This is a genomic window from Alteromonas halophila (assembly GCF_014651815.1).
Taxonomy (GTDB): domain Bacteria; phylum Pseudomonadota; class Gammaproteobacteria; order Enterobacterales; family Alteromonadaceae; genus Alteromonas; species Alteromonas halophila.
Window position 1 is genome coordinate 45,384 of the sequence record NZ_BMXP01000001.1, and the last position, 23,098, is coordinate 68,481.

Below are 23,098 nucleotides of genomic sequence, written 5' to 3' on the forward strand. Positions count from 1 at the left end.
GCTATCATCGATCCGTTTACAGCACGGAAGAATCAGGCTCGCTGACGACGTATGCGCTTCTTCCCAGGAAAAAAACGAATTGGCGGCACGTTTGGCTAAGCACTACACCATCTTACATAATCAGTTCCCCTCCAGACATACCGAAACACTGGTCGCAATGGCGGTCTATCATAAGGATCGGCTGGACTGGGTGTGTCAGGCGGTGCGCAGTATTCTCTCGCAGACTTACACCGACTTTGTGTTTTTTGTCATCCTAGATGGTGAAGTGCCGGCGAAAATGGTGAGCGAGCTAAAAGACTTTGCTTTTCAGGACAACCGGCTGGTACTGGCACAAAACGAAAAAAACAGTGGTCTGGCAGCGTCAATGAACCATGCACTGGAATGGGGGATGACGCTCTCTCCCGAATATTTCGCACGTATGGACGCCGATGATGAGTCAGTTAAAAACCGGCTAGAGCGTCAGATCAGTTACCTTAACAAGCACAGAAATATAGCCGTACTGGGCACTGCACTGACCGAGTTTGATGAACAGGGCCGTCAGGTCGGCTCGCGGACTATGCCCGCCTCACACAAACAAATTGTACATATGTTGCCCCGCCGCTGCTCGCTAAATCATCCTACTGTGGTGCTGCGCTATCAGGTTTTTCACGATGGATATCGCTATGACAGCGATCTTAATAACACCCAGGATTACTTTTTGTGGATAGAACTGGCGAGCCAGGGCTATGTGTTTCGGAACCTGAAAGATAAACTGCTCAATTTCAGACGGGTGAACGATTTTTATAAACGGCGCGGGTTCAGCAAGTCCGTCAATGAGTTTCGGGCGCGTTTACGCGCCATGCGTCAGTTAAGTCGGCTGTCACTGTTTAACCTGGTGTACGCCTGTGGGGTGCTGACATTACGTGTTATGCCTGCAAAACTGGTGAAACTGGCCTACCGCATCGACAGACATTTTCTGGAGAGGTTTGTTAAGCATTGAACGTCGCGGCTGTCATTATTCTGTATTACCCCGATCTGGCTCACTGCAATGCGCTGCTGACGGCGCTGCAGAAGGCGAATGTCCCCGCCGTTCTCGTTGATAACAGTCCAACGTCACATAAGCAGGCTTTTTCAGGTGCTTACCATTATTTACATTTCCCAGACAATGCAGGTATTGCCAAAGCGCAGAACGAAGGGCTGAAGTACCTGTGCGGGCAACACTTTTCCCATGCTGTGCTGCTTGATCAGGACAGCCACTTGGATGGCCAGATGATCGCGCGCCTCAGTGACCACTTCCAGACACTCAATAAACGTCAGATACGGGTCGCGGCGCTCGGCCCCAGCATACTTTGTTCATTTACAGACCGCCCGGTACAGGCGAAAGTACAAACACCCCGGCCTGTTTCTGAGAGCCTGTCAGAAGTGTCGCAGCTTATTGCGTCGGGTATGATGATTCCACTGTCAGTGTTACCTGAGATTGGCCTGAAAGAAGAGGGCTTGTTTATTGATGGTGTCGATCATGAGTGGTGCTGGCGCGCCAGAGCGAAAGGCTATCGCGTATTTCAGGCTGTTGATGTGTTAATGCCACACCGTCAGGGCGACGACCGGAAACGTCTGCTGGGTATAGAGTTCAAAATCGGCGCCCCCATCCGGCTCTACTATCAGGCCCGTAATGTCTTACTGCTGGTTCGGCGAAGTTATGTGCCGAGGTATTGGAAGCTGCGTAATCTTGTTGCGCTGCCGATTCGCTACCTGGTCAATCGCTGGTACTTTCCGGAAGGACGAAAACGAGGGCGCTATCTGATGACAGGCGTGAAAGACGGACTAAAGCGAAAGGCGGGTAAATTCTTCGACTAAGTGTCAAAATCCGGTCACGGTTTGTTGCTAGGCTAAGTGTCTGGTGACAGAGACTGCCGTCGCAGGGCAGTGACTGTTCAATTGATGGCGCGAAGAAAAAGGGATAAATGTGAAAGTTACAGTATTTGGCGTTGGCTATGTAGGGTTGGTTCAGGCCGCCGTGTTTGCGGAGGTTGGTCACGATGTGGTGTGCGTTGATGTTGATGAGAACAAAATTGATGACCTGAAAAATGGCATCATTCCTATCTTTGAACCGGGGCTGACGCCACTGGTGACGTCAAATTACGACGCGGGCCGGCTGGTTTTTTCTACACAGCCACGCCATGGTGTCGAACACGGTGATCTGATCATTATTGCCGTTGGTACGCCGCCTGACGAGGATGGCGCTGCTGATCTTTCTCATGTGCTGTCGGTTGCCACGGCGATCGCGACTCATATGCAGACGCCCAAAATCATTATCACCAAATCGACCGTACCCGTTGGTACTGCAGACAAAGTCAGGCTTAAGCTACGTGAAGTACTCGATGAGTTAGGTAAGCCGACGGATTTCGACGTGGTATCGAACCCTGAGTTTCTTAAAGAAGGTGCCGCCGTCGGCGACTGCATGCGCCCAGATCGCATTATCATTGGAACAGATTCGACAAAGGCTGAGAGCAAGCTACGGGAGTTGTACGCGCCGTTTAACCGTAACCACGACAAAGTGATTGTTATGGATATACGTAGTGCTGAACTCACCAAGTATGCTGCAAACTGTATGCTGGCAACCAAAATCAGCTTTATGAATGAGATGGCAAACCTGGCGGAGTATTTTGGTGCAGACGTCGAACATGTGCGCCGTGGCATTGGCTCTGATCCCAGAATTGGCTATCAGTTTATCTATCCGGGATGCGGTTACGGAGGCTCCTGTTTCCCCAAAGATGTGCAGGCGCTTATTCGTAGTGCACATGCGGTGGGATACCCCGCGAGGATCCTGGAGTCGGTGGAAGCGGTGAACAAAGAACAAAAAATGAAGCTGTTTGACTACATCTATCGCCACTTTAACGGACACCTGGCGGGTAAAAAGGTGGCCTTATGGGGGCTGGCCTTCAAGCCCAATACTGATGATATGCGCGAAGCATCCAGCCGGGTGTTGATGGAACAGTTGTGGCAGGCCGGGGCGACGGTACAGGCTTATGATCCTCAGGCGATGGATGAAGCGCAGCGCATTTACGGCTCCCGCAGCGATTTAAAACTGATGGGGACAAAGGAGGCCGCACTGGATGGTGCCGACTTCTTAGTTATTTGTACCGAGTGGCAAGTCTTTCGGGCACCGGATTTTCCGTTAATTAAAGAAAAACTGAGCGAACCATTAGTATTCGACGGACGTAATCTTTACGAGCCCGACAGAATGTTGGAATATGGTTTGCTTTATTACGCCATTGGCCGTGGATTATCAGTACAAGGACACAAACTATGAGTCAGGTTAAGAAAGCCGTTATACCCGTTGCCGGACTTGGCACACGGATGCTTCCCGCAACAAAAGCGATCCCCAAAGAAATGTTGCCAGTGGTCGACAAGCCACTGATACAGTACGTGGTGAGTGAGTGCGTTGCGGCGGGCGTAAAAGAAATAATTCTGGTCACCCATGCCAGTAAAAACAGCATAGAGAATCACTTTGACACCTCATTTGAGCTGGAAGCGACCCTGGAGGCCCGGGTGAAGCGACAGTTGCTTGAAGAAGTGCAGTCGATTTGCCCGAAAGATGTGACCATCATGCATGTGCGTCAGGGCATGGCCAAGGGGCTGGGGCACGCTATTTTGTGTGCACGTCCTCTGGTCGGTGAAGCGCCGTTTGCCGTGGTGCTGCCCGATGTCATTATTGATGACGCCGCGAGCAACCCGGCGAAGGATAACCTGGCAGACATGGTCGCCAAGTTTAACACCAGCCAGGTCAGCCAGGTGATGGTGGAACAGGTGCCCAAGGAGCAAATCAGTAAATTCGGTATTGCTGATCTTGATGGTGCTGAGATAAAGCCGGGTGAGTCTGCCAAAATACACAAAATGGTTGAAAAGCCGGAACTGAAAGAAGCCCCGTCAGATCTGGCGATTGTCGGGCGCTACGTATTGTCTCAGGCTATCTGGGATCTGCTTGAAAGCACCCCGCCAGGGGCCGGTGGTGAAGTGCAACTGACCGATGCCATTGATTCACTGATGAACATCGAGCAGGTAGATGCCTACTATATGAAAGGCAAAAGCCACGACTGCGGCAGCAAACTGGGCTTTATGAAAGCGAACGTCGAATACGCAATGCGCCACCCTCAACTGGGTAAAGAATTTAAGGCTTATCTGAAAAGCCTTTCGTAAAAGCGGGATAAACAACGTATAGGATCTTGCGGATTTATTGCATGCATTAAGTCATCGACGATCCGGGCGTTACGATAATAGCGAAAATCCGATATCAGTCACTGATATCGGATTTTTTAATCTGTATATGTAGCATGTGGCTTCTTCTGGCTAAACGTGCCATATGTGCAGCAAAATCCTCACGAGCTGAAAATTTTCAGTTCTTTGCCTCCATTCTCATTGAAGTCTGAATGTTTTGTGTTCTGACTCCTCATATTATTAACCTGTCCGGGTGAATCAGGCTCGTTTCGGCTACTCTTATTGTTCGAATAGTAAATCACTCGCAGGGAGCAAATTGTGTTGACTCGCATCGTGTGCGTTTTGTTGTTATATGGCCTGTGCGCGCTCGCTTTTGGCGCCAGTTCATTGGCAGAAGAAGACCTTGAGAAAAAGGGGCTTGCCGGGTTGCATTATCGAATGGGTACGTTTGAGAGCAGGCTTGCGGAGTTAGAGCACAGTATGCTGCCTCACCGTGAACTCGATGCAGAGCTAAAGAGACTGGCTGAACAAGTTAGAGATAGCCGGCATGCTAATCAACCACCAACTCCGAATCAGGATTACACTGCGCCGGTGTTGGTGAAGGTGACACAGCCCGATAACCGGACTAAGTCAGCAGGTACTGCCGACAAAAATGCCGAATCTCTGTCACTGTTTTCACTGTTTGTGAATGGTGGAATTTTCTCACTGGCGATCACAGCACTGGTGCTGACCATCCTCGGGCTATTCGGCGTCTATACTGTCAAACGTGTTAAAGAAGGCCTGCATCGACAAATTGAAGATGCGAAAAAAGGCCTTGTGGCGCGCGCCAACATTGAGGCAACGGGTAAACAACTCCAGTCTTTTGCCAATCAGGCTTATCACGCCTACAACACATATAAACGCTGTGCTGAGCACACAAAAAATAAGCGCAAGCCGGGTGACAACAAGGGGGACAAATACGATACCGACGCCTGGCAAAATTATGCTTTTATGGACATCGCCATTTCGCTAAGTGAAATGGCTATTGATTCTGCAGCGGTTATAAACGAGCAGTTCGACAACGGCGATCATCAGCAGGATATGAGTTATACCTATTATGAGTTACTGGATGTGTATGCCTATTGTAACCTGTGTTTTTATTATGCTGAACGACTTCAGGACAAGTGCTTTTTCTCTACAAATGAGCTTAAACCATCGCGCGCACAACTAATCAGTCGGCTTAAGGCTGCAACAGAAAAGCTGGATAAGGCTAATAAAACCAATGCCCGGATTAACAAAGCCTGGCATCACCTGAAAGAGAGTTTAATTCACGCCAAGTACTTTGTTGATGCAGACTTTGTTCATCGAACACCGGCTCTGAAAGAAACGTTAATAGCAGACATCCACGCTGTGTTAGCGCGTGCATTAGCGTTAGACGAAAGAGACTGGTATAACGCAACCAGACAAAAATGGGCTGATCTTGGAATGTATACAGACCCCTAGAAAACGATAGGGGGCTTAATGGGATCTGCTGTTGACATAGTACGCATTAAAATAGAAAGCCTTAAATATGAAAAAATTAAAAAAGTGAAAAGCAGGGTAAACATACCCTGTATAAAATTATAGTACCATGTTACAAAACTACAAGATAGCTGCTGGTAACAGGCTTCGTTCTTTCTACAAAACCTCATGTTACGTCGGCAACAGCGCTTCACATAAGGCAGCAAAATGAAGCGCTCTTCCAGATGGGAACCGGGTCTTTAATTACCACGCATGGTCAGCGCCGGAACTGACGCTAACCTCACTGCAGCCCGCTTATTGCGGCTGGTCGGCCTCGTCGTATTCACCGGATTCCATCTCATTTAGCATGGACTCAAATTCGGCAAAGTCATCAAGTTGCTCGTCTTCTAATTCTTTGTCACCACTTTTACCATCGGTGACTCTGAACTTCAGGTTCTCAAAGTAGGCATTTTTAACAAAGGCGTAATCATCGACCGCCTGTTCAATTTGCTGTTCCTGATCGATAAGCGCAGCGCGTGACTCCAGCGCTGACACGACATAGCGGGCGATCGCGAAATTACTGTTGATAATCGCCATGGGCCATACAGTGCCATCGACAACTTCACCGCCGAAACTACGTGGGTCGTTGGGCCCTAAGAAGGGAAACATCAAAAATGGCCCGGTCTCTACACCCCAGGTGCCCAATGTTTCCCCAAACTCTTCTTCCTGACGTGCAATGCCTATTTTCTTAGCCACATCAATGGTGCCAAGTAACCCTACCGTGGAGTTCAGCGTGAAACGGGCGAGGCTGTCCATGCCCTCGTCGGCTTTACCCTGGAAAAAGTTGTTGAGCATATTGGCGGGCTCGGCCAGATTCTGGGCGGCGTTGAGCAGGCCGGTGCGAGCGAAGTCAGGCATTACGGTTACATAGGCAACCGTTACAGGCCGCAGTATATATGCATCGATGACCTCCCAGTTAAGATCCCACATTACCCGGTTCACCGGCTCCAGCGGGTCACGGTTATCGCTCTGGCTGGCCTGTGCTTCTGCCTCGGCCTGCTGGCCTGCCTGCTGACTGGCACAGCCGGTCAGGCCAACGCTACTGAAAAAAATAAAAAAAGCGATAAGCTTGGATGTTGAACTCACAGCAGTTCCTCGTTAATCGTGATAGTCAGTGCAGGCATTTCGCCGGGGCGCACTTGTTCAGTTACTTCTCCCTGCCACTCGCCTTCGGCAGCAGCAACGTCGCCATCCAGCGACACTCTGGCGACAATGCGGACATTTTTCAGCTCCTGCAATGTATATTGCGGCATCATTGCATTATCTGTACTCAATTGTACCGTACTGGGTAGGTCTGGCAGTGGAATTTTGATCACTGCAGCGGGCATCCGGTTGTCACTGTCTGCATCCTGTGCAAAGACAATCAGGTAGCCTGTGTCGGGCATAGCATCACGGGCCTTGTCACCCGCGGTAACGGTAATGGAAAATCCGGTGGCTGCTTCTCCAGAGTCGGGGGTCGGCGCACCCTGCGCTCTTGCGGTCAGCGTGGCAATCCGGTTTCTGAGATTGTTAGCGACGGTGCCGTCTGCGGGTAACTTGTCTTTTACTTGTCCGAAATACTGTTGTGTGGTCGCCAAATCGCCCAGTTGTGCAGACACAACGGCCATCATCAGCGCCAGATTATCATTTTGTGGTGTTTGTTTCAGTGAATCGGCAAGTATCGACTGAGCACGCGTGAGTTGCGCGGCCTCACCGGAAGACATCAGCATCTGTGCCAGTGTAATACGGTTTTCCCGGCTCTGCGGGGCAAGTTTCACGGCGCGTTCGATGGCGTCCAGTGCCTGCGCATCCTGCCCCAGCGACATCATCAGACGACCCAGATACATCCAGCCGCGGTCATCCTCAGGCTGCTGACGCAGGCGCTGACGGATCGCCAGGGTCAGATCTGCCACATCCTGCTGGGTGAAGCTGGCCATATCGCCGCGCGCAAGCCGTTCACTGAGCGTGGGCAAATTATCAATAGCGTCCTGTGCACGTTTCAGTTGCGGTAAATGACTGACGCTGGCATACACCGCTACGCCGGCAGCGATAGCCAACACGGCCCCCGTAATTAGTGGCCCGCGAGCACCTTTGCGGCGCTCGCTGACAAACGCAGACTCATCGACCAGCGCCAGTTTCAGTTCCTGCTCGGCCTGCGCTTTGTCAGCGTCAGAAATAAGCCCTTCGCTGTATTCGCGCTCAAGCTCAGACAGACGCTGACGAATAATTTGCGTGTTACTTAAGTAGTCTGCTTTTGCGTGCTGACGACGGATAAACCAGGGCGCTGCAATTAACACCAGTACCAGTGTCAGTAACGCCGAGACAATCAGGTAAAATACAGCCCAGCTCATTCTTTCTCCTGTTTCAGCATGGCGTCGGCTTTCGCAAGCTTTTCTTCTATATTGTCGTCATCCACTGTTGTGCGGCGTCGAATCAGCACCACACTCATCGCCACCACAATAAACGCGAAAGGGATAGCCCACAGCCACAGCGTGGCCGCAGTAACCGGTGGCTGGTAATGGACGAAATCACCATAGCGGGCCTTCATGTAGTCGATCACCTGTTGCTCAGATTTGCCCTCTTTAAGCAGTGCGTACACTTTGCGACGCATATCGTGGGCAATCATGGCGTTGCTGTCAGCAATGTTCTGGTTCTGACACATCGGGCACCGCAACTCTTCTGTTAAGCGAAGAAACTGCGCACGGGTGTTGGGGTCGTCAAAAGCGTAATTGTCTTCGCTGGCGGTCACGTGCGAACTGAGCAGTAACGCCAACAGCATCAGTAGAACATGTTTCACTCGGCAGCCTCCAAAGAACGGTTTTGCTGACGAAGGCGGTTATACAGCGGGCCAATCTTATTGTTCCAGACGCGTTCGTTAATATCGCCAATGTGGTGCATACGTATAATGCCTTCTGCATCAATGACAAAGTGCTCAGGGGCGCCGGTGACGCCTAGATCCAGCGACATATCACGGTAAACATCAAAAATATTAAATGCGTAAGGGTTGCCATAGCGTGACAGCATATCGGTGACTTCCTGCTGAACCCGGCTGAGTGTTTTGGTACCAAAATCCGGATCCAGATCCTGGTCAAAATACAGGCCCACAAATGTCACATCCTGTTCGCGGCTCAGCTTTGTCAGGTAGGGCAGTTCAACGGCGCAGGTCACGCACCACACACCCCATACATTCAGAATACGAACCTTGCCAGTAAGATCGTCCGGGCCGTATGAGGTATCCGGTTGCATCAGATCGGGCAGACTGAAATCGGGAAGTGGCTTACCGGTTGCCTGCGAATCCAGTTCGCGGGGGTCTGAAAACAGCCCCTGAAATAAGAACACGATCAATACGGTAAATAACAGCACAGGGACGGCGACCAGAGGGAATTTTTTCATGATTGTTCTCCCGTCTGAGTTGTTGTCTGAGGATGCGAAAATGTCTGCTTGAGTCTGGCCAGCTTGGCCATCCGGTAGCGCCTGTCGCTAATTGAGCAGGCACCGCCAAGCGCCATGATCGCCGCGCCGCACCAAATCCAGATCACAAACGGCTTAATGTAAATTCGCACTGCCCAGGCACCATTCTCGAGTGGTTCACCCATGGCGATAAACAAGTCCCGGGTCAGCGTAGAGTGGATCCCCGCTTCTGTCATTGGCATCCGCTGTACAGTGTACATCCGCTTCTCTGGCTCCAGGTGTACGACTTTTTCGCCATTACGGAAGACATCAAAGATCCCGATGTCAGCATCGTAGTTGGGTCCCTGATGCTTGACGACGTCACGGAAGGTGAATTCATACCCGCCCAGTGAGACAGTTTCACCCGGAGCCATCCGGACATCACGTTCCACCTCGTAATTCGACACCAGTGATATGCCAATCAGCGTCACGGCAAAGCCTAAATGGCCAAGCACCATCCCCCAGTGGCTGGGCGTGAGTTTGCGTAGCCGCCTCAACATGCTGTCATTATCCTGCATAGCGCCAATGCGCTGTAAGACTTCCTGAATGCTGGTGATAAGGATCCAGAACGCCATGGTCAGACCAAGTGCCGCCATATAGCTTGGCTGGCTGTAACTCATGGAAACCAGGAACGCCGCACTGATACTAAGACCAAAGGCCAGCAGCAGCTGGTTACGCAGCGCAGCAACATGCTGCTGCTTCCAGCGCGTCAGCGGGCCTAGCCCCAGAAACAATACGAAGGGAACAACCAGCCACGTGAACATCTGATTAAAGAAGGGGGCACCGACAGAAATTGATCCCAGTCCCAGTTCTTTGTGGACCAGCGGCAGTAAGGTTCCCAGCAGGACCACCAGGGTCGCCGCGCATAGCAGCACATTATTGCCCATGAGCAGCACTTCACGGGAAAACGCCTGATAGCGACCGGGACTTTTGAGTTGAGAGGCCCGCAGGGCATAAAGCAGCAGACCAAAGCCCGACAGAATTACCAGGATCCCGAGGATAAACAGGCCCCGGGTGGGATCACTGGCGAAGGAATGCACTGACACAATCACGCCGGAACGGACCAGGAACGTGCCCAGCAGACTTAAGGAAAACGCGGCAATGGCCAGCAGCACGGTCCAGGACTTAAACGCTTTGCGCTTCTCGGTGACGGCTAATGAGTGCATTAGCGCGGTTCCTGCCAGCCAGGGCATGAATGACGCGTTCTCTACCGGATCCCAGAACCACCAGCCGCCCCAGCCAAGCTCGTAGTATGCCCACCAGCTACCCAGTGCAATGCCGACACTTAAGAAGCTCCAGGCAGCAATTACCCATGGCCGTGACCAGCGCGCCCAGGTAGAGTCCAGCTGGCCGGAGAGTAACGCCGAAATGGCAAAGGCAAAAGCCACAGAAAAGCCCACATAGCCCATGTACAGCATTGGCGGATGGATAATCATGCCAAAATCCTGTAGTAACGGATTTAAGTCGCGGCCATCGACCGGAAAGAACGGCAGCATGCTGTCAAAGGGATTAGAGGTAAGCAGCATAAACAGATAAAAGCCGACCGACACCATACCCAGCACAGACAGCACGCGGGATACCATGGCATGCGGAATGCCGCGGCTGAATAGCGCGACGGCTACCGTCCAGATGGAGAGCATCAGCACCCATAATAAGAACGACCCTTCGTGACCGCCCCAGACTGCCGTGACTTTATAGTGCAGCGGTAACCGGCTGTTAGAATGCTGGGCGACATAAGCGAGACTAAAATCATCGGTAACAAAGGCATACACCAGGCACACAAATGAAATAAGCGTAAAGAAGAACAGACCAATCGCCAGAGGGCGGGCCGTGGCCATTAGCGTGTCATGCTGACGGTATGCGCCCCACAGGGGATAGACGGCCAACAGAATAGAAACAACCAGAGCCAGCGTCAGCGAGATATTACCTATTTCCGGAACCATGACTTAATTGCCTGCGTTGTCGGGTTTCACGTGTTTAATGCCTTTCATTTTTTCCGCTAGTTCGGGAGGCATGTATTCCTCATCATGCTTTGCCAGTACTTCCTGGGCCTTGATCGTGCGGCTATCGAGAAGGGTGCCGGTGGCGACGATACCCTGACCTTCGCGAAACAGATCCGGCAGGATCCCTGTATACTGCACCGAAACTTTGGGCCCCACGTCAATAAGATCAAAGGTTACTGCCAGCGTCTCACTGTCGCGTGATACGGAGCCTGGTACAACCATGCCACCAATCCGTAAACGCTGACCGACCTGCGGTTTGCGGCCGTCTTTTCCTTCGATAATTTCGCTGGGCGTGTAAAACAAATCGATACTGTCGGTCAGGGCATACAGCATCAGTGATACAGCCCCACCAATGAGTACCGCAATGGACAAAAACAGCGTAAGACGTTTTTTTCTGCGAGGATTCATAACTTCACTACTCTTGAGCAATACTAAGCATCAGGATGCGCGTCTGGCGCGCCGAATACGTTCATGACGGGCTTTTTCCTGCAGCACTTTTTTAAGCAGGCTGCGGTGTTGTACATGACTTTGCACTGCCAGAATACCCATTACCAGTGCGGTGACACCAAACGACAGCCAGACATAAAAGCCATAACCGCCCATGGCAATAAAGGCCGATAAACTTTCAAACTGCACGGCGATTCTCCCGTTGTTCTGCCAGCGCCTGTACCCACGGGCGATGCACGTCGCGGCGCAAAATTTCACTGCGTAGCCGCACCACCGTGACCGCCGCAATAAAGAAGGCGAAGCCGGCCAGATTGATTAGCAGCGGCCACAGCATCTCAGGCGCAATTGACGGCGTATCAAACTTGCTGATGGTGGCGCCCTGATGCAGCGTATTCCACCACTCTACCGAGTAGTGGATAATGGGCACATTGACGACCCCCACCAGGGCCATGACACCCGCGGCTTTGCCAGCCTGCTGTTTATCTTCGAAGGCGCCGTACAGAGCAATAACGCCCATATACAGAAACAGCAGGATCAGTTCTGACGTCAGGCGGGCATCCCATACCCACCAGGCCCCCCACATGGGCTTGCCCCAGGCTGCGCCGGTCACCAGTGCAATAAAGGTCATCACAGCGCCTACCGGCGCCATAGCGATCATTGCCATAAACGCGGTACGCCATTGCCAGACCAGACCCACAACGGCGGCCACCGCCATCGCAACATAGGTACTCATCGACAATATTGCACTGGGCACGTGAATATAGATAATGCGAAACGAGTCACCCTGCTGGTAATCCTGCGGGGCGAACAGTAAGCCCCAGATGCTGCCCGTCACCAGACAAACGGCTGCCAGGCTCCAGAACCAGGGCTGCAGTGTCTGGCACAACTGATAAGCGCGCTCTGGTTTGGCGTAAGGATGTAAGAACTTCCACATCAGTTTTGACTCACTCTAAGGGCATAGGCAATAGCAAATGGTGACGCTGCCACCGACAGCAATAACATCGCGCCAATAATAGCAATTTGTGGCTGATAAGGTAATTGCAGTGCGGCAGAATCCACGGCAGATGTGGCAAATATCAGTAACGGTATAAATACCGGTATCAGTAACAGCGCCAGTAGCAGGCCACCGCGCTGCAGTCCTACCGTCAGTCCAACGGCAATCGCCCCAACAAAAGACAGTAATGGTGTCCCCAGTATCAGGGTAACGATGAGAGCCTGGTACATGCCGAATGTCAGGTTGAGAAACACCGCCAGCAGTGGCGACAGCAACAGCAGCGGGATAAAGCTGACCAGCCAGTGTCCCAGCACTTTGACCGCCACAACCTGCCACAATGGCACGGGTGAAAGCATGACCTGCTCCAGTGAGCCGTCCTGAAAGTCGTCCCGGAATAACCGCTCCATACCCATCAGCGATGACAGGATTGCGGCTATCCAGATCACCCCAGGCCCAATTCGCTGCAGGGTATCCGGGGAAGGGCCGACACCTAAAGGAAACAGGGTCACCACCATCAGCAAAAACATAATCGGCTGCACCAGTTCCGACTTCTGGCGAAAGGCAATGGCCATATCGCGTTTAAATACGCCGTCAAATAACGGGCTCATAACCGATACTCCAAATCCATGTTCGTCACGGGACCAGCGCGCTTGGACAACGGTTGATGAGACGTTGTCAGCAGCATGCCGCCATCAGCAACATGATGGGCAAACAGGGTCTCCAGCAGCGCAATGCCCTGTGTATCCAGTGCCGTAAAGGGCTCGTCCAGCAGCCACACGCTGGCGGGTTTCAGCCATAGCCTTGCCAGCGCCGCCCGGCGCTGCTGACCGGCTGAGAGCAGGCGCACGGGAATATCTTCCAGTCCCACCAGCCCGAGTTTTTCCAGTGCCTGGTAAGCGGCTTTCGGGTCGAACGTCAGATATTGCTGGGCCAGCCAGAAACGAAGGTTTTCCATTGCACTTAAGGTGCTGTTAAGCGCGGGCTTGTGACCCAGATAGATAAGCGCTTTGTGATAGGCTGCGATATCGTTGCTGACTGGCGCGCCCTGAAAATACACCGTGCCCGCGTCAGGCGCTGCCAGCCCAGTCAGAATTCGCAACAGACTGGTTTTCCCCGCGCCATTGGGCCCCCGAAGGTAGACAAGCTGTCCGGGCTCCAGCGACATAGACAAGCGCTCGAACAGTACGCGGTCGCGTTTAATGCAGGTGAGTTCGCTTGCAACAAGACTCAACGACGATCCCTCTTATACGCACAGAAGTAAAAATTCCCGCGCATTCTAACATAGCCGGCCCGTTTCGCATTGCCGAGGTTCGCGAATTACACAGATTTATGATTTACTTCAAATAACACGCCGGTTTTCGGCAAAGGTAAAGCCTTCCCTATCATGACCGATAACACCTTATGAGCCTTTTCGTTGTCAATTCATCGGTTTCGCCTCCGCCGGGCGGCATGACGTCTGCTGTGGCAGCCTTAACAGAGTCCGTCATCCCCGCCTCACTGGCGCGCGCGTCGGTGTCACAGTCCGCGTCTGGTACTGTAAACCTGCGTCTGAATAGTGGCGGTCAACTGGCCCTTGATCCCGCGCTCAGTGCCAGCCTGACCGGTAAACAGCCAGTCCGTACTGCAGTACTACCGGATAACCCGCATTCCGCTGCGGTATTTTCAGCAAGCCAGCAAAGCCAGTCTGCCACGCTCAGTGACGGACAGTTAACCAGACTGGTTGATCAAATCACCAGGTTGTATACCAGTGCCAGCCATGCACAACTAAATCTCAACGCTCAGATTACGGCGGTGCGACCGGACAATGTCATTGTTCAGCTCGGTAACGGGCAGACACTTAACCTGCCGGTCAGACTGGACGCCAGTCAGGTGGGTAATCAGGTAAGCCTTAATCTGCTGCGTCAGGATGGCAGCACAACACTGGCGTTGCAGGGTACCGGCAGCAATAGCAACGTGGTGGCCACGCTGACCTCGCCGGATGCACAGCAGGTACGGGATGTCGTCGCGGGAGCGCTGCGCAACGCCGGCATTCGTTTCGATGCCGCTGCCATTAAGTCACTGCCGGATGCCATCCGTGCACAGTTGCCTAAATTACCGGCGCAGGGCCAGATGATTCAGCATCAGGTCACGGCATCTGAAAAGCAGGGCAGGCTGACGGTGAACTCCGTCCAGCTGACAGCGGTAGGAAAGGTGTCATTGCCTCCCTCGACGGCGCCAGGATCATTGGGCCGCATCGACAGCGCTCTGCTGGATACGACACGTGCACAGCGCCTGCCAGTGCTGAATGCCGGTGATACGGCGAGCGCCAAAACTACCACGCCCCCTTTGCCCGCGTCGGGGCTGACCGTAACTCAGCAACGAGACGTGCAGCAACAGATTGTGACGCTGTCACGCCAATTATTAAATGAGACAGGCTCAACCCGTACTGCCCTCAATCAGTTACTTCAGGTACTGGATATGCCAGTTAAAAATGCGGCACCGGCCACACAGGCGTTACTGACAGCCTTGCAAACACGGGTGCGGGGGCTGGAGCAGGGAATGACATTTTCTTCCTTTAAACCTGACAATACACGTCTCCCTGAACCTGCCACACAATCATTACTACAGGGCAGCGCAGATGCCAGCCGTCCGGCAACATCGACGGGACTCATGGGAAATATGGCACACCGCATGAAAGAACTGGCAGGGTTACTCATGCAACCCGCCACGCCAGCGCCGGCAGGGGAAGCTGGCGCACAAAAATCGCCGACGGCGCCGCTTACTCCCTTGCCTCAGACAACCGGTGAACAAATTAAAGCCCTGCTGAATGCCACACCGCTGCCGTTGTCATCGCCGGTCCTGTCGCGGCCAGGCAGTGGCAATGACTTTGTCAGTGCGCTGGTTACCATGTTGCAGTTTTCACTGGCCGGGCGCGCAATAAATCGCCAGCCTTCACTGGCCAGGCAGGCCGACCGGGCTGACAGTGTCCTCACCAGGTCAATGACCGGGGCGACAACCAATACCAATGGTACGGCCTCGCGGGTGGCCATGGATATGTCGCAACTGGACAGTCGCGGTATGCTTACCCAGTCTCTCAAAACGTTGCTGTCAGGCCATCAGCAGGCACGGCTTACTAATGCGGACAACCGTTTGCAGGGGCAGGACAGTGTCTATTATATGCTGCCTACCACCGGCACCGAAACGCAGCCTCCCGAAATTCTTATCCGGCGCGATCAACAGGGCCATTCCACAGAGCAACATGCCGGGTCTGCAACGCGAAACTGGCATCTGACCATGAAGCTGGATATTGGAGAGGCAGGCGAATTGCTGGCCAAGTCACGCATAAATGGAGAAACCATCGAGTTGGATTTGTATGCTTCCAGTGAGCAGCTGTTGGCCTTGGTGGCAGATACACTGCCGTTTTTTACCCGGCGTCTTGAGGCCAATGGACTGGACGTCGGACGTACCAGCTTTCAGCTGGGGAAAGTACCGGCTACCCTGAAAGCTCAGCCGCATCATATTTTCGAGACTATGGTATGAGTAACAAAACACGACGCGCTGTCGGGCTGCGTTATGACAAGCAAAGTCAGAAATCTGCGCCGAAGGTGGTGGCCAAGGGCTATGGTGAGCTGGCCGATGCCATCATCGCGGCTGCCGAGGAGGCGGGCATTCTGATCCATGAAGATCCGTACTTAAGCGATATTCTGGCCACGCTGGACATTAACCAGGAGATCCCGGAATCACTGTATTTTGTGATTGCTGAATTAATTGCCTGGTCTTATGTAATGCAGGGCAAGGTTCCCAGTGGCTGGGAAGAGGCCGCCAGGGCCATTAAAACTCAGGTGTAGGGGTAAAAAAGCAAACACCCGGCATTGCCAGGGGAAGACGTAGTTATCTCCCCCTGGCAATACCGGTTTTTGCGCATCATTAACGGAACAAGACTTTTTCTTTGTTAAACCAGTAAACGCAGAAGGTTAGCATGGCAACCGCGATGGCCAGTGTAGAGGCAAAAATGCCAAACAGGGCAAAGTAGTCCATGGTCCCCTTCAGCAGTTCTTTCATGGCCAGCGCCACATTGGTCAGTGGTACCCATATCCAGCCACCTTTCAGCTCGACGCCTGGCATCATGGCGATCAGTACCGGAAAGATAACCACCATCATTAGCGCACCCATGTAGCTTTGCGCTTCCTTAAACGAACGTGCGTAGATAGACAGTGACAGCAGCACCGACGCGAAGATAGCTACGACTGGCACCAGCATCAGGAAGATAAGCACAAAGTCAGCAATGCCCACCATGGCCATGATGTCGGCTACAAACTCAATGGCCATGCCCTGCGATATAAGCAGCCCCCATACCGCCATACTGGTGACTGTGATCAGGGCACAGATAACACCAGCTGCCCCAATGGTAAAAAATTTACCCAGCACTACTTTATAACGTTCCATGGGAGAAATGAGCAGTGTCTCAAGGGTACCACGTTCTTTTTCGCCGGCGCCTAAATCAGACGCGGGCGCCATTGCCCCCTGAAGGCACAGGAAGAATATGAAATAGGGCAGCATACCGCCCAGACGTTCACCCCATACTTCGCGATCATCGGCAATGTTTTCCCGCTCAATAATGACGGGGTCGAGTAGGGCATTTTGCTGTGCCTCATCCATACCCAGCGTGCTAAAAGCAGCCACTTGGTACTCTTTGGCGTACTTATCGACAACCTCACCTACCCGGCTTCGTACCTTATTCAGACCAGCGTCATTGAGGTACAGCGTCAGTGTATGCTGGCCACTATTGAGAATATCCGGGTTAAAGGTTTCGGGGATCTCCAGCACGAAATCAACGGTTTCATTGTTGATAAGCGTTGCATAGTCGGCATTCTCAGGCAGTGTCACCTCGTTAAATTTATCCGTCTCCTGCACCATTGACTGATAAATATCCGGGGCATACTGCTTGCCTACGACAGCAAAGTTAAGCACTTTGTTTTCGGCTTTATCGACGGCCATGCTGGTAAAAAATACGGTGACCCCGATAATCAGTGGGAACAGCAAAACGGGCAGCACGATCATAAACATGATGGTTTTCTTATCGCGCAGCAACTCGGTAAATTCCTTTTTAAAGATTAACCACATTACTGACCTCCTCGTCGCTGGTTTGATTGAGGGTTTTCAGGAAACTGTCGTGCATGCGCCCGTCTGACAGGCTGCTAAACTGGGCAAGGGTGCCGTCAAATACCGTTTCGCCGACATTGATCACAGATACCCGGTCACATAATTCCTGAACCTCATCTAAGTGATGTGTAGAAAAGATGACGGGGGTGCCTTTTTCTTTCAGGCGACGGATGAATGCCATTACTGTGCTTGTCGCCATAATATCCAGTCCAGTAGTGGGCTCATCCAGTATCACCAGCTCAGGCTGATGGATAACTGCCCGGGCGATGGAGACTTTCTGCTTCATACCGGAGGAAAAATTTTCGGCGCGTCGGTCTAAAAAGCTGTGCATGTCCAGCAGGTCGGCCATGTCGGCAATACGGGAGGCGACCTCGCTGTCACCGAGACCGTGTAACTTGCCGACATACGTGATATTTTCGCGCCCGGTTAAGCGCCCGTATAAGCCGGTAGAGCTGGAAAGAAAGCCAATTTTACGACGTGCAATGGTAGGGTCGGACAGGACATTGTGACCATTAATCGAGACTTCTCCCTTATCCGGCTTCAACGCCGTGGATAAAATACGCAACGTGGTGGTCTTGCCCGCGCCATTCGGCCCCAGTAAGCCCAGAACCTGTCCTTCTTCGCAATGGAAAGACACATCTTTTACAGAGTGAAAGTGACGTCCACGCAGGCGCGGATCTTTACGCTCCTGTTCGCTTAGCTTCTTCGGTGACTCCACCGGAAACTTTTTGGCCAGGCCATTAATTTCAATCATCCTGATTCCTCTTCATATGGATTGCGCAGTACCTGAAATGGTGGCTGATTAGGGGCATTGTCTTTGCCCTCGTCATAGTATTACACCATACCTTGCCTAATTTACTGATTGAAGGTGTTTTTAGGTATTGTAAATTTGTTAGTAAGTATGTCCTGCGTGTCACAAAGACGAAGAATAGGTGCAGATAAGAGGCGGTATGTCACCGCCTCTGTGGGCGAATAAAGCTGCTGGCTGACGGGCGGCTTTATTTTACTGACACCTGATGACGGATCTTCGCCAGCATTTTATCGCCAATGCCTTTTACTTCAGTGAGTTGTTCGACTTCCAGAAAGCCGCCGACACGCTCGCGGTACTCGATAATAGCGCTGGCTTTGCTGACACCCACGCCGGGCAGTTGTTGCAGCTCTTCCAGAGTGGCGTCGTTCAGGTCAAGGTGAATGATCTGTGCGGTGACGTCTGATTGAGGTGACAGCACAGCATCAACATCGTTGGCCTGTACCACGGGAGTGTTCAGTACAATGGCGCTAAGCACCATCAGTCCGGTCAGTGTTTTTTTCATGATCGCATTCCTTTGATTGTGAGTTTGTACATCAGTTGTACACGCTTAACTGTAGATGCATGGCGGTAAAGGTGTAAGACCAGAGTTTGGCCAGTTTTAATCAGGCGACTGCACATCGTTCGGAACAGGTAACGGTGCTCGGCTGGCTAACAGGGGGATCATGCGCCAGGTATGAAACCAGCCGTATCACCTGACCGGTTGTGGCATTGCCGCCGGTGTCATTCCCAGGCTAACTTCGGTACTCTGAATATATAATAACGACTATCAGGTAAATCCATGCTAAACACTGCCGCCAGGCCGTTCGTCAAACTGGTTGAACGGTTTTTGCCCGACCCGTTTATCTTTGTTCTTATTCTGACAGCCATCGTGCTGGTGTGCGCAGTAGTCTTTCAGCAGCAACCCGTTCTCACCGCACTGAATCAGTGGGGAGATGGTTTCTGGGGGCTACTGGGTTTCTCGATGCAGATGCTGCTGGTGCTGGTATCCGGACATATGCTGGCCAGTACCCGCGTGGTAAAAGCAGCCCTGGATAAAATTGCCACAACTGCGCGCACGCCGGGTAAAGCGATCATTCTGATCACGCTGGTGTCGATGCTGGCAAGCTGGCTGAACTGGGGGTTTGGACTGGTGGTCGGCGCGCTCTTTGCAAAAGCGCTGGCCAGACGAGTTGACGTTGACTATCGCCTGCTGGTGGCCAGCGCCTATTCGGGGTTCCTAGTCTGGCATGGTGGTCTGGCCGGCTCAGTACCTCTTACTATCGCTACACCAGGCCATTTTACCGTCGAGCAAATCGGTGTTATCGGCACCGGTGAGACCTTGTTCTCTGCCATGAACCTGACGCTGCTTGGGATCTTACTGGTGGTACTCCCGCTGGTAAACCGGGCGATGTTACCCAAGCAAAGCGAGAGTGTTATCGTAGATAAAACAGCGCTAAAAGAAGCCCCCGTGGACACATCTGAAGCGCAGCGGCCGGCAGAAAAGCTGGAGAAAAGTCCGCTGCTGGCGATGCTGATTGGCTTCGCGGGGATTGCCTATCTTATCAATTACTTCGTCGGCGGCGGTACCCTCAATCTTAATATCATCAATTTCCTTTTTCTGTTTCTGGCGATGGTATTACACGGCACGCCGGAGCGCCTGCTCAGCAGCTTACAGCAGGCCATTCAGGGCACAACCGGAATTGTCCTGCAGTTTCCGTTTTATGCTGGCATCATGGCAGTGATGGTGGAGTCTGGTTTAGCCAGGGATCTGTCGCAATGGCTTATCAGTTTTGCCACCGTTGATACCCTGGCACTATGGAGCTTTATCAGCGCCGGACTGGTAAACATGTTTGTGCCCTCGGGCGGTGGTCAGTGGGCGGTGCAGGCTCCGGTTATTCTGCCAGCGGCGATGGAACTTGGCACCGATGTCAGTAAGGTCGCGATGGCAGTCGCCTGGGGTGATGCCTGGACCAATTTAGTTCAGCCATTCTGGGCATTGCCGGTACTGGCCATCGCCGGCTTAAAAGCTAAAGACATGATGGGCTTTTGTCTGGTGCAACTGATAATAACCGGTCTTATCATCAGCACTGTGCTGCTAACGTTCTGATTGGGGCGATCAGGGAAGTGGCAAATACGCGTTCGTCTGAGTGCTTAGGAAAAGTGGGCTGAATGCGCATGGCTCGAGTAAATGAACTAACCCGTATTGACTAACGCGCACCTCGCGCCTGAGAAATAAGTTGCTGTAATGGATCCCTTTACCCATACCTTCGCTGGTGGCCTGATGGCTTCCAGTGGTTTGAAAAAACTGACACCACTAGCGACTGCAGCCATCCTGATAGGCGTGAATGCACCAGACGTCGACATTGTTGCGTCCTGGATGGGCGAGTACTCGTCGCTGGCGCATCGTCGCGGCTGGACCCACGGTGTGCTGGCATGGTTTATTCTGCCGTTGCTTCTCACGGGTATACTCATGCTGTTGTCACGTGTATGGCCACGCTTAACTGCAAATGGGTCTGCCGCCTTCTGGCCGTTATTTCTGGTTAGTTTGCTGGCGGTGCTGTCACACCCGTTTCTCGACTGGTTAAATAACTATGGGATCCGTCTGCTGATGCCGTTTGACAGTCAGTGGTTCTACGGAGACAGTATGTTTATTCTGGATCCCTGGCTGTGGCTAATCATGGGAGGAGCCTGGTTCTGGGTAAGCTCAGGCCATCGCTGGCAACTCGCTCTGTGGGCAGTGTTCTGGCTGGGCTCATCACTGGTAGTTACGCTAAACGACGTCACCGGTACACCGGTTCTGGTGCTTTGGTATCTGGGGCTTGCAGGTATCATCGGCGGTCGGTTTCTGATGAGTTCATTCAGTCCAGGCGTTATTGCCAGGGGGGCGCTGATCATGGCCAGTCTGTATATCGCGCTGAGCATTTTCGCGGGGCGCATTGCGGTGAATGAGGTAAATTGCTACGTGCAGGCTCAGGCAGGCCAGCAACCCATCGATATTATGGTTTCCCCCGCTCCGGCAAATCCGCTGCGCTCGACCGTTGTGGTGGTTCATGGCGATCACTACCAGCTAGGACAATGGGACTGGCTGGCCGATAAGCCGGTGCGTCTGGATACTGAGCTACCACTAAATATTCAGTCGCCGATTGTGCAGGCCGCTGCGACAGCGCCGCACGCCAGGCAGTATCTATCCTGGTCGCGCTTTCCGTTTGCCAATATTGCGCCGCGAGAGAATGGCGGGTACCGGGTTTCATTCAAGGATGCGCGCTATGCCCATCGGGGTGACACCTTGTCTGGACCCACCGTTGAACTTGATGACGAACTGAAAGTACTCCCACAGTCTGAAAATCAGTGAAGGGTCAGACTGGCTCGCTGGCGAGGTTGGGAAGCGTATCCAGCGTATAAAAAAAGCGGGCCGGGGCCCGCTTTACTCGTTTGTCTGTTTCCTGGATTTCAGAGCGTTTTTAAAGACGTTCCAGAATCGCCTGAGTAAACTCAGTTGTGCCTGCCTGACCCCCTAAATCACGGGTGGTACGGTCACCAGACTCAATCACATCTTTCAAAGCTGCGCGGACTTTTTCTGCCTTTTCACCCATGTTCAGGTATTCCAGCATTTGTACTGCGGCCAGAATGACAGAGGTTGGATTCGCCAGGTTTTTTCCGGCGATATCGGGTGCAGAACCGTGTACGGCTTCAAAAATCGCACAGTCTTCACCAATATTGGCACCAGGCGCCATACCCAGACCGCCGACCAGCCCGGCGCAAAGATCAGAAATAATGTCACCGAACAGGTTGGTGGTGACAATGACATCAAACTGATGCGGGTTCATCACCAGCTGCATACAGGTGTTGTCCACGATCATTTCCGCAGACTCAATATCCGGGTACCGCTCACCTACTTCACGGGCCACTTTCAAAAACAGGCCTGACGTCGATTTCAGAATGTTGGCCTTGTGCACGGCGGTCACTTTCTTACGGCCTTCGCGGCGTGCCATTTCGTAGGCGAACGTAACAATTTTCTCTGCGCCTTCACGGGTGATCTTACTCATCGCTTCAGCTTCATTGCCGTCTTCAGAGACTACCTGTCCCAGACCAGAGTACATTCCCTGGGTATTTTCGCGAACGGTAATGATGTCGATGTCTTCGTAGCGTGCTTTGGTGCCTTTGAAGGACAGAACCGGACGCAGGTTGGCGAACAGTTTAAATTGCTTGCGCAGGCTGACATTGATAGATGTGAAGCCTTCACCCACTGGCGTAGTGAGTGGCCCTTTCAGAGCAATTTTGTTTTTGGCAATCAGGTCGAGTGTTGCCTGTGGCAACAGCTCACCATGGTTTTCCAGTGCTACCAGTCCGGCATCCGCGTAATCGTAAGCGAAGTCGCAGCCCACCTTGTCTAGAATCTGGGTGGTCGCGTTAATAATATCTGGGCCAATGCCATCACCGCGAATAACAGTTATGCGTTGCTGGGTCATGTGGAGGGATCCTCTGGTCAATCTGTTGTCTTAATCGATTAAAAGCGTGCAGGCTATCACTGCGAAGACGATGACGTCCGGGATTGAA

23 protein-coding genes are annotated in these 23,098 nt (G+C 52.5%); 9 read left to right on the top strand and 14 right to left on the bottom strand.

What is annotated here, in order from left to right; genetic code table 11:
• Positions 1-79 precede the first annotated feature (79 nt).
• The 5 genes from IE054_RS00215 (at position 80) to IE054_RS00235 (ending at position 5,679) form a co-directional block, all read left to right on the top strand.
• The gene (locus IE054_RS00215) at positions 80-979 is read left to right on the top strand and encodes a glycosyltransferase (protein ID WP_308428259.1); all 900 of its coding nucleotides are present in this window, start codon (positions 80-82) and stop codon (positions 977-979) included.
• The gene (locus tag IE054_RS00220) at positions 976-1,836 is read left to right on the top strand and encodes a glycosyltransferase family 2 protein (RefSeq protein ID WP_189403078.1); all 861 of its coding nucleotides are present in this window, start codon (positions 976-978) and stop codon (positions 1,834-1,836) included. Before IE054_RS00215 ends, IE054_RS00220 begins: the two co-directional genes overlap by 4 nt.
• A 109-nt stretch (positions 1,837-1,945) precedes the next feature.
• Positions 1,946-3,292, top strand: a complete 1,347-nt coding sequence (locus IE054_RS00225) for a UDP-glucose dehydrogenase family protein (protein ID WP_189403079.1) — start codon at positions 1,946-1,948, stop codon at positions 3,290-3,292.
• Positions 3,289-4,179 (top strand): UTP--glucose-1-phosphate uridylyltransferase GalU, encoded by an 891-nt coding sequence (galU, locus tag IE054_RS00230; RefSeq protein WP_189403080.1) that lies wholly within the window; start codon positions 3,289-3,291, stop codon positions 4,177-4,179. The genes IE054_RS00225 and galU overlap by 4 nt, the downstream gene beginning before the upstream one ends.
• A gap of 336 nt (positions 4,180-4,515) precedes the next feature.
• Positions 4,516-5,679 (top strand): hypothetical protein, encoded by a 1,164-nt coding sequence (locus tag IE054_RS00235; RefSeq protein ID WP_189403081.1) that lies wholly within the window; start codon positions 4,516-4,518, stop codon positions 5,677-5,679.
• Between the two features lie 312 nt (positions 5,680-5,991).
• Here IE054_RS00235 and IE054_RS00240 read toward each other — a convergent pair whose 3' ends face one another.
• The 10 genes from IE054_RS00240 to ccmA are packed head-to-tail and all read right to left on the bottom strand — an operon-like array spanning position 5,992 to position 13,840.
• Positions 5,992-6,822 (bottom strand): MlaA family lipoprotein, encoded by an 831-nt coding sequence (locus IE054_RS00240; protein WP_189403082.1) that lies wholly within the window; start codon positions 6,820-6,822, stop codon positions 5,992-5,994.
• Entirely contained in the window at positions 6,819-8,066 is a 1,248-nt protein-coding gene (ccmI, locus tag IE054_RS00245; RefSeq protein ID WP_189403083.1) for a c-type cytochrome biogenesis protein CcmI, read from the bottom strand. Before ccmI ends, IE054_RS00240 begins: the two co-directional genes overlap by 4 nt.
• Positions 8,063-8,494, bottom strand: a complete 432-nt coding sequence (locus IE054_RS00250; RefSeq protein WP_189403765.1) for a cytochrome c-type biogenesis protein — start codon at positions 8,492-8,494, stop codon at positions 8,063-8,065. Before IE054_RS00250 ends, ccmI begins: the two co-directional genes overlap by 4 nt.
• A gap of 14 nt (positions 8,495-8,508) precedes the next feature.
• Entirely contained in the window at positions 8,509-9,108 is a 600-nt protein-coding gene (locus IE054_RS00255) for a redoxin family protein (RefSeq protein ID WP_189403084.1), read from the bottom strand.
• Entirely contained in the window at positions 9,105-11,108 is a 2,004-nt protein-coding gene (locus tag IE054_RS00260; protein ID WP_189403085.1) for a heme lyase CcmF/NrfE family subunit, read from the bottom strand. The genes IE054_RS00255 and IE054_RS00260 overlap by 4 nt, the downstream gene beginning before the upstream one ends.
• 3 nt (positions 11,109-11,111) lie before the next feature.
• The gene (gene ccmE, locus IE054_RS00265) at positions 11,112-11,576 is read right to left on the bottom strand and encodes a cytochrome c maturation protein CcmE (protein WP_189403086.1); all 465 of its coding nucleotides are present in this window, start codon (positions 11,574-11,576) and stop codon (positions 11,112-11,114) included.
• Between the two features lie 30 nt (positions 11,577-11,606).
• Positions 11,607-11,804 carry a heme exporter protein CcmD gene (ccmD, locus tag IE054_RS00270; RefSeq protein WP_189403087.1) on the bottom strand — a complete coding sequence of 66 codons (198 nt, stop codon included), beginning with the start codon at positions 11,802-11,804 and terminating at the stop codon, positions 11,607-11,609.
• Positions 11,794-12,549, bottom strand: a complete 756-nt coding sequence (locus IE054_RS00275; protein WP_189403088.1) for a heme ABC transporter permease — start codon at positions 12,547-12,549, stop codon at positions 11,794-11,796. Before IE054_RS00275 ends, ccmD begins: the two co-directional genes overlap by 11 nt.
• Positions 12,549-13,217 carry a heme exporter protein CcmB gene (gene ccmB / locus IE054_RS00280; RefSeq protein ID WP_189403089.1) on the bottom strand — a complete coding sequence of 223 codons (669 nt, stop codon included), beginning with the start codon at positions 13,215-13,217 and terminating at the stop codon, positions 12,549-12,551. The genes IE054_RS00275 and ccmB overlap by 1 nt, the downstream gene beginning before the upstream one ends.
• Positions 13,214-13,840, bottom strand: coding sequence for a cytochrome c biogenesis heme-transporting ATPase CcmA (gene ccmA, locus IE054_RS00285; protein ID WP_189403090.1), 627 nt, complete (start codon positions 13,838-13,840; stop codon positions 13,214-13,216). Before ccmA ends, ccmB begins: the two co-directional genes overlap by 4 nt.
• Positions 13,841-14,070: 230 nt before the next feature.
• On the opposite strand from ccmA, the gene IE054_RS00290 reads away from it, so the two are divergent.
• Together IE054_RS00290 and IE054_RS00295 are read left to right on the top strand one after the other, a co-directional pair.
• Positions 14,071-16,128: a flagellar hook-length control protein FliK gene (locus IE054_RS00290; RefSeq protein WP_189403091.1), complete on the top strand. Its 2,058-nt coding sequence runs from the start codon at positions 14,071-14,073 to the stop codon at positions 16,126-16,128.
• Positions 16,125-16,436 (top strand): EscU/YscU/HrcU family type III secretion system export apparatus switch protein, encoded by a 312-nt coding sequence (locus tag IE054_RS00295; RefSeq protein ID WP_189403092.1) that lies wholly within the window; start codon positions 16,125-16,127, stop codon positions 16,434-16,436. The genes IE054_RS00290 and IE054_RS00295 overlap by 4 nt, the downstream gene beginning before the upstream one ends.
• Positions 16,437-16,515: 79 nt before the next feature.
• Here the strand turns inward: IE054_RS00295 and IE054_RS00300 are convergent, their stop codons facing one another.
• The 3 genes from IE054_RS00300 to IE054_RS00310 all read right to left on the bottom strand — a co-directional run bounded on the left by IE054_RS00300 (position 16,516) and on the right by IE054_RS00310 (position 19,064).
• Complete coding sequence (locus IE054_RS00300; RefSeq protein WP_189403093.1) at positions 16,516-17,712, bottom strand: ABC transporter permease subunit; 1,197 nt, start codon at positions 17,710-17,712, stop codon at positions 16,516-16,518.
• Positions 17,696-18,505: an ABC transporter ATP-binding protein gene (locus tag IE054_RS00305; protein WP_189403094.1), complete on the bottom strand. Its 810-nt coding sequence runs from the start codon at positions 18,503-18,505 to the stop codon at positions 17,696-17,698. Before IE054_RS00305 ends, IE054_RS00300 begins: the two co-directional genes overlap by 17 nt.
• Positions 18,506-18,749: 244 nt before the next feature.
• Complete coding sequence (locus tag IE054_RS00310) at positions 18,750-19,064, bottom strand: ComEA family DNA-binding protein (RefSeq protein ID WP_189403095.1); 315 nt, start codon at positions 19,062-19,064, stop codon at positions 18,750-18,752.
• 276 nt (positions 19,065-19,340) lie between these two features.
• Here IE054_RS00310 and IE054_RS00315 point away from each other — a divergent pair, with 276 nt between their 5' ends.
• Together IE054_RS00315 and IE054_RS00320 are read left to right on the top strand one after the other, a co-directional pair.
• Positions 19,341-20,648, top strand: coding sequence for a short-chain fatty acid transporter (locus IE054_RS00315; protein WP_189403096.1), 1,308 nt, complete (start codon positions 19,341-19,343; stop codon positions 20,646-20,648).
• A 138-nt stretch (positions 20,649-20,786) separates the two neighbouring features.
• Positions 20,787-21,893, top strand: a complete 1,107-nt coding sequence (locus IE054_RS00320; protein WP_189403097.1) for a metal-dependent hydrolase — start codon at positions 20,787-20,789, stop codon at positions 21,891-21,893.
• Between the two features lie 109 nt (positions 21,894-22,002).
• Here the strand turns inward: IE054_RS00320 and IE054_RS00325 are convergent, their stop codons facing one another.
• Complete coding sequence (locus IE054_RS00325) at positions 22,003-23,010, bottom strand: isocitrate dehydrogenase (RefSeq protein WP_189403098.1); 1,008 nt, start codon at positions 23,008-23,010, stop codon at positions 22,003-22,005.
• Positions 23,011-23,098: the final 88 nt, after the last annotated feature.

Coding starts and splice junctions, on each gene's coding strand:
- IE054_RS00310 (WP_189403095.1), bottom strand. CDS start 19,064: ATGAAAAAAACACTGACCGGACTGATGGTGCTTAGCGCCATTGTACTG.
- galU (WP_189403080.1), top strand. CDS start 3,289: ATGAGTCAGGTTAAGAAAGCCGTTATACCCGTTGCCGGACTTGGCACA.
- IE054_RS00250 (WP_189403765.1), bottom strand. CDS start 8,494: ATGCTGTTGGCGTTACTGCTCAGTTCGCACGTGACCGCCAGCGAAGAC.
- IE054_RS00295 (WP_189403092.1), top strand. CDS start 16,125: ATGAGTAACAAAACACGACGCGCTGTCGGGCTGCGTTATGACAAGCAA.
- IE054_RS00300 (WP_189403093.1), bottom strand. CDS start 17,712: ATGTGGTTAATCTTTAAAAAGGAATTTACCGAGTTGCTGCGCGATAAG.
- IE054_RS00305 (WP_189403094.1), bottom strand. CDS start 18,505: ATGATTGAAATTAATGGCCTGGCCAAAAAGTTTCCGGTGGAGTCACCG.
- IE054_RS00275 (WP_189403088.1), bottom strand. CDS start 12,549: ATGTGGAAGTTCTTACATCCTTACGCCAAACCAGAGCGCGCTTATCAG.
- IE054_RS00260 (WP_189403085.1), bottom strand. CDS start 11,108: ATGGTTCCGGAAATAGGTAATATCTCGCTGACGCTGGCTCTGGTTGTT.
- ccmI (WP_189403083.1), bottom strand. CDS start 8,066: ATGAGCTGGGCTGTATTTTACCTGATTGTCTCGGCGTTACTGACACTG.
- IE054_RS00320 (WP_189403097.1), top strand. CDS start 20,787: ATGGATCCCTTTACCCATACCTTCGCTGGTGGCCTGATGGCTTCCAGT.
- IE054_RS00255 (WP_189403084.1), bottom strand. CDS start 9,108: ATGAAAAAATTCCCTCTGGTCGCCGTCCCTGTGCTGTTATTTACCGTA.
- ccmB (WP_189403089.1), bottom strand. CDS start 13,217: ATGAGCCCGTTATTTGACGGCGTATTTAAACGCGATATGGCCATTGCC.
- IE054_RS00325 (WP_189403098.1), bottom strand. CDS start 23,010: ATGACCCAGCAACGCATAACTGTTATTCGCGGTGATGGCATTGGCCCA.
- ccmE (WP_189403086.1), bottom strand. CDS start 11,576: ATGAATCCTCGCAGAAAAAAACGTCTTACGCTGTTTTTGTCCATTGCG.
- IE054_RS00315 (WP_189403096.1), top strand. CDS start 19,341: ATGCTAAACACTGCCGCCAGGCCGTTCGTCAAACTGGTTGAACGGTTT.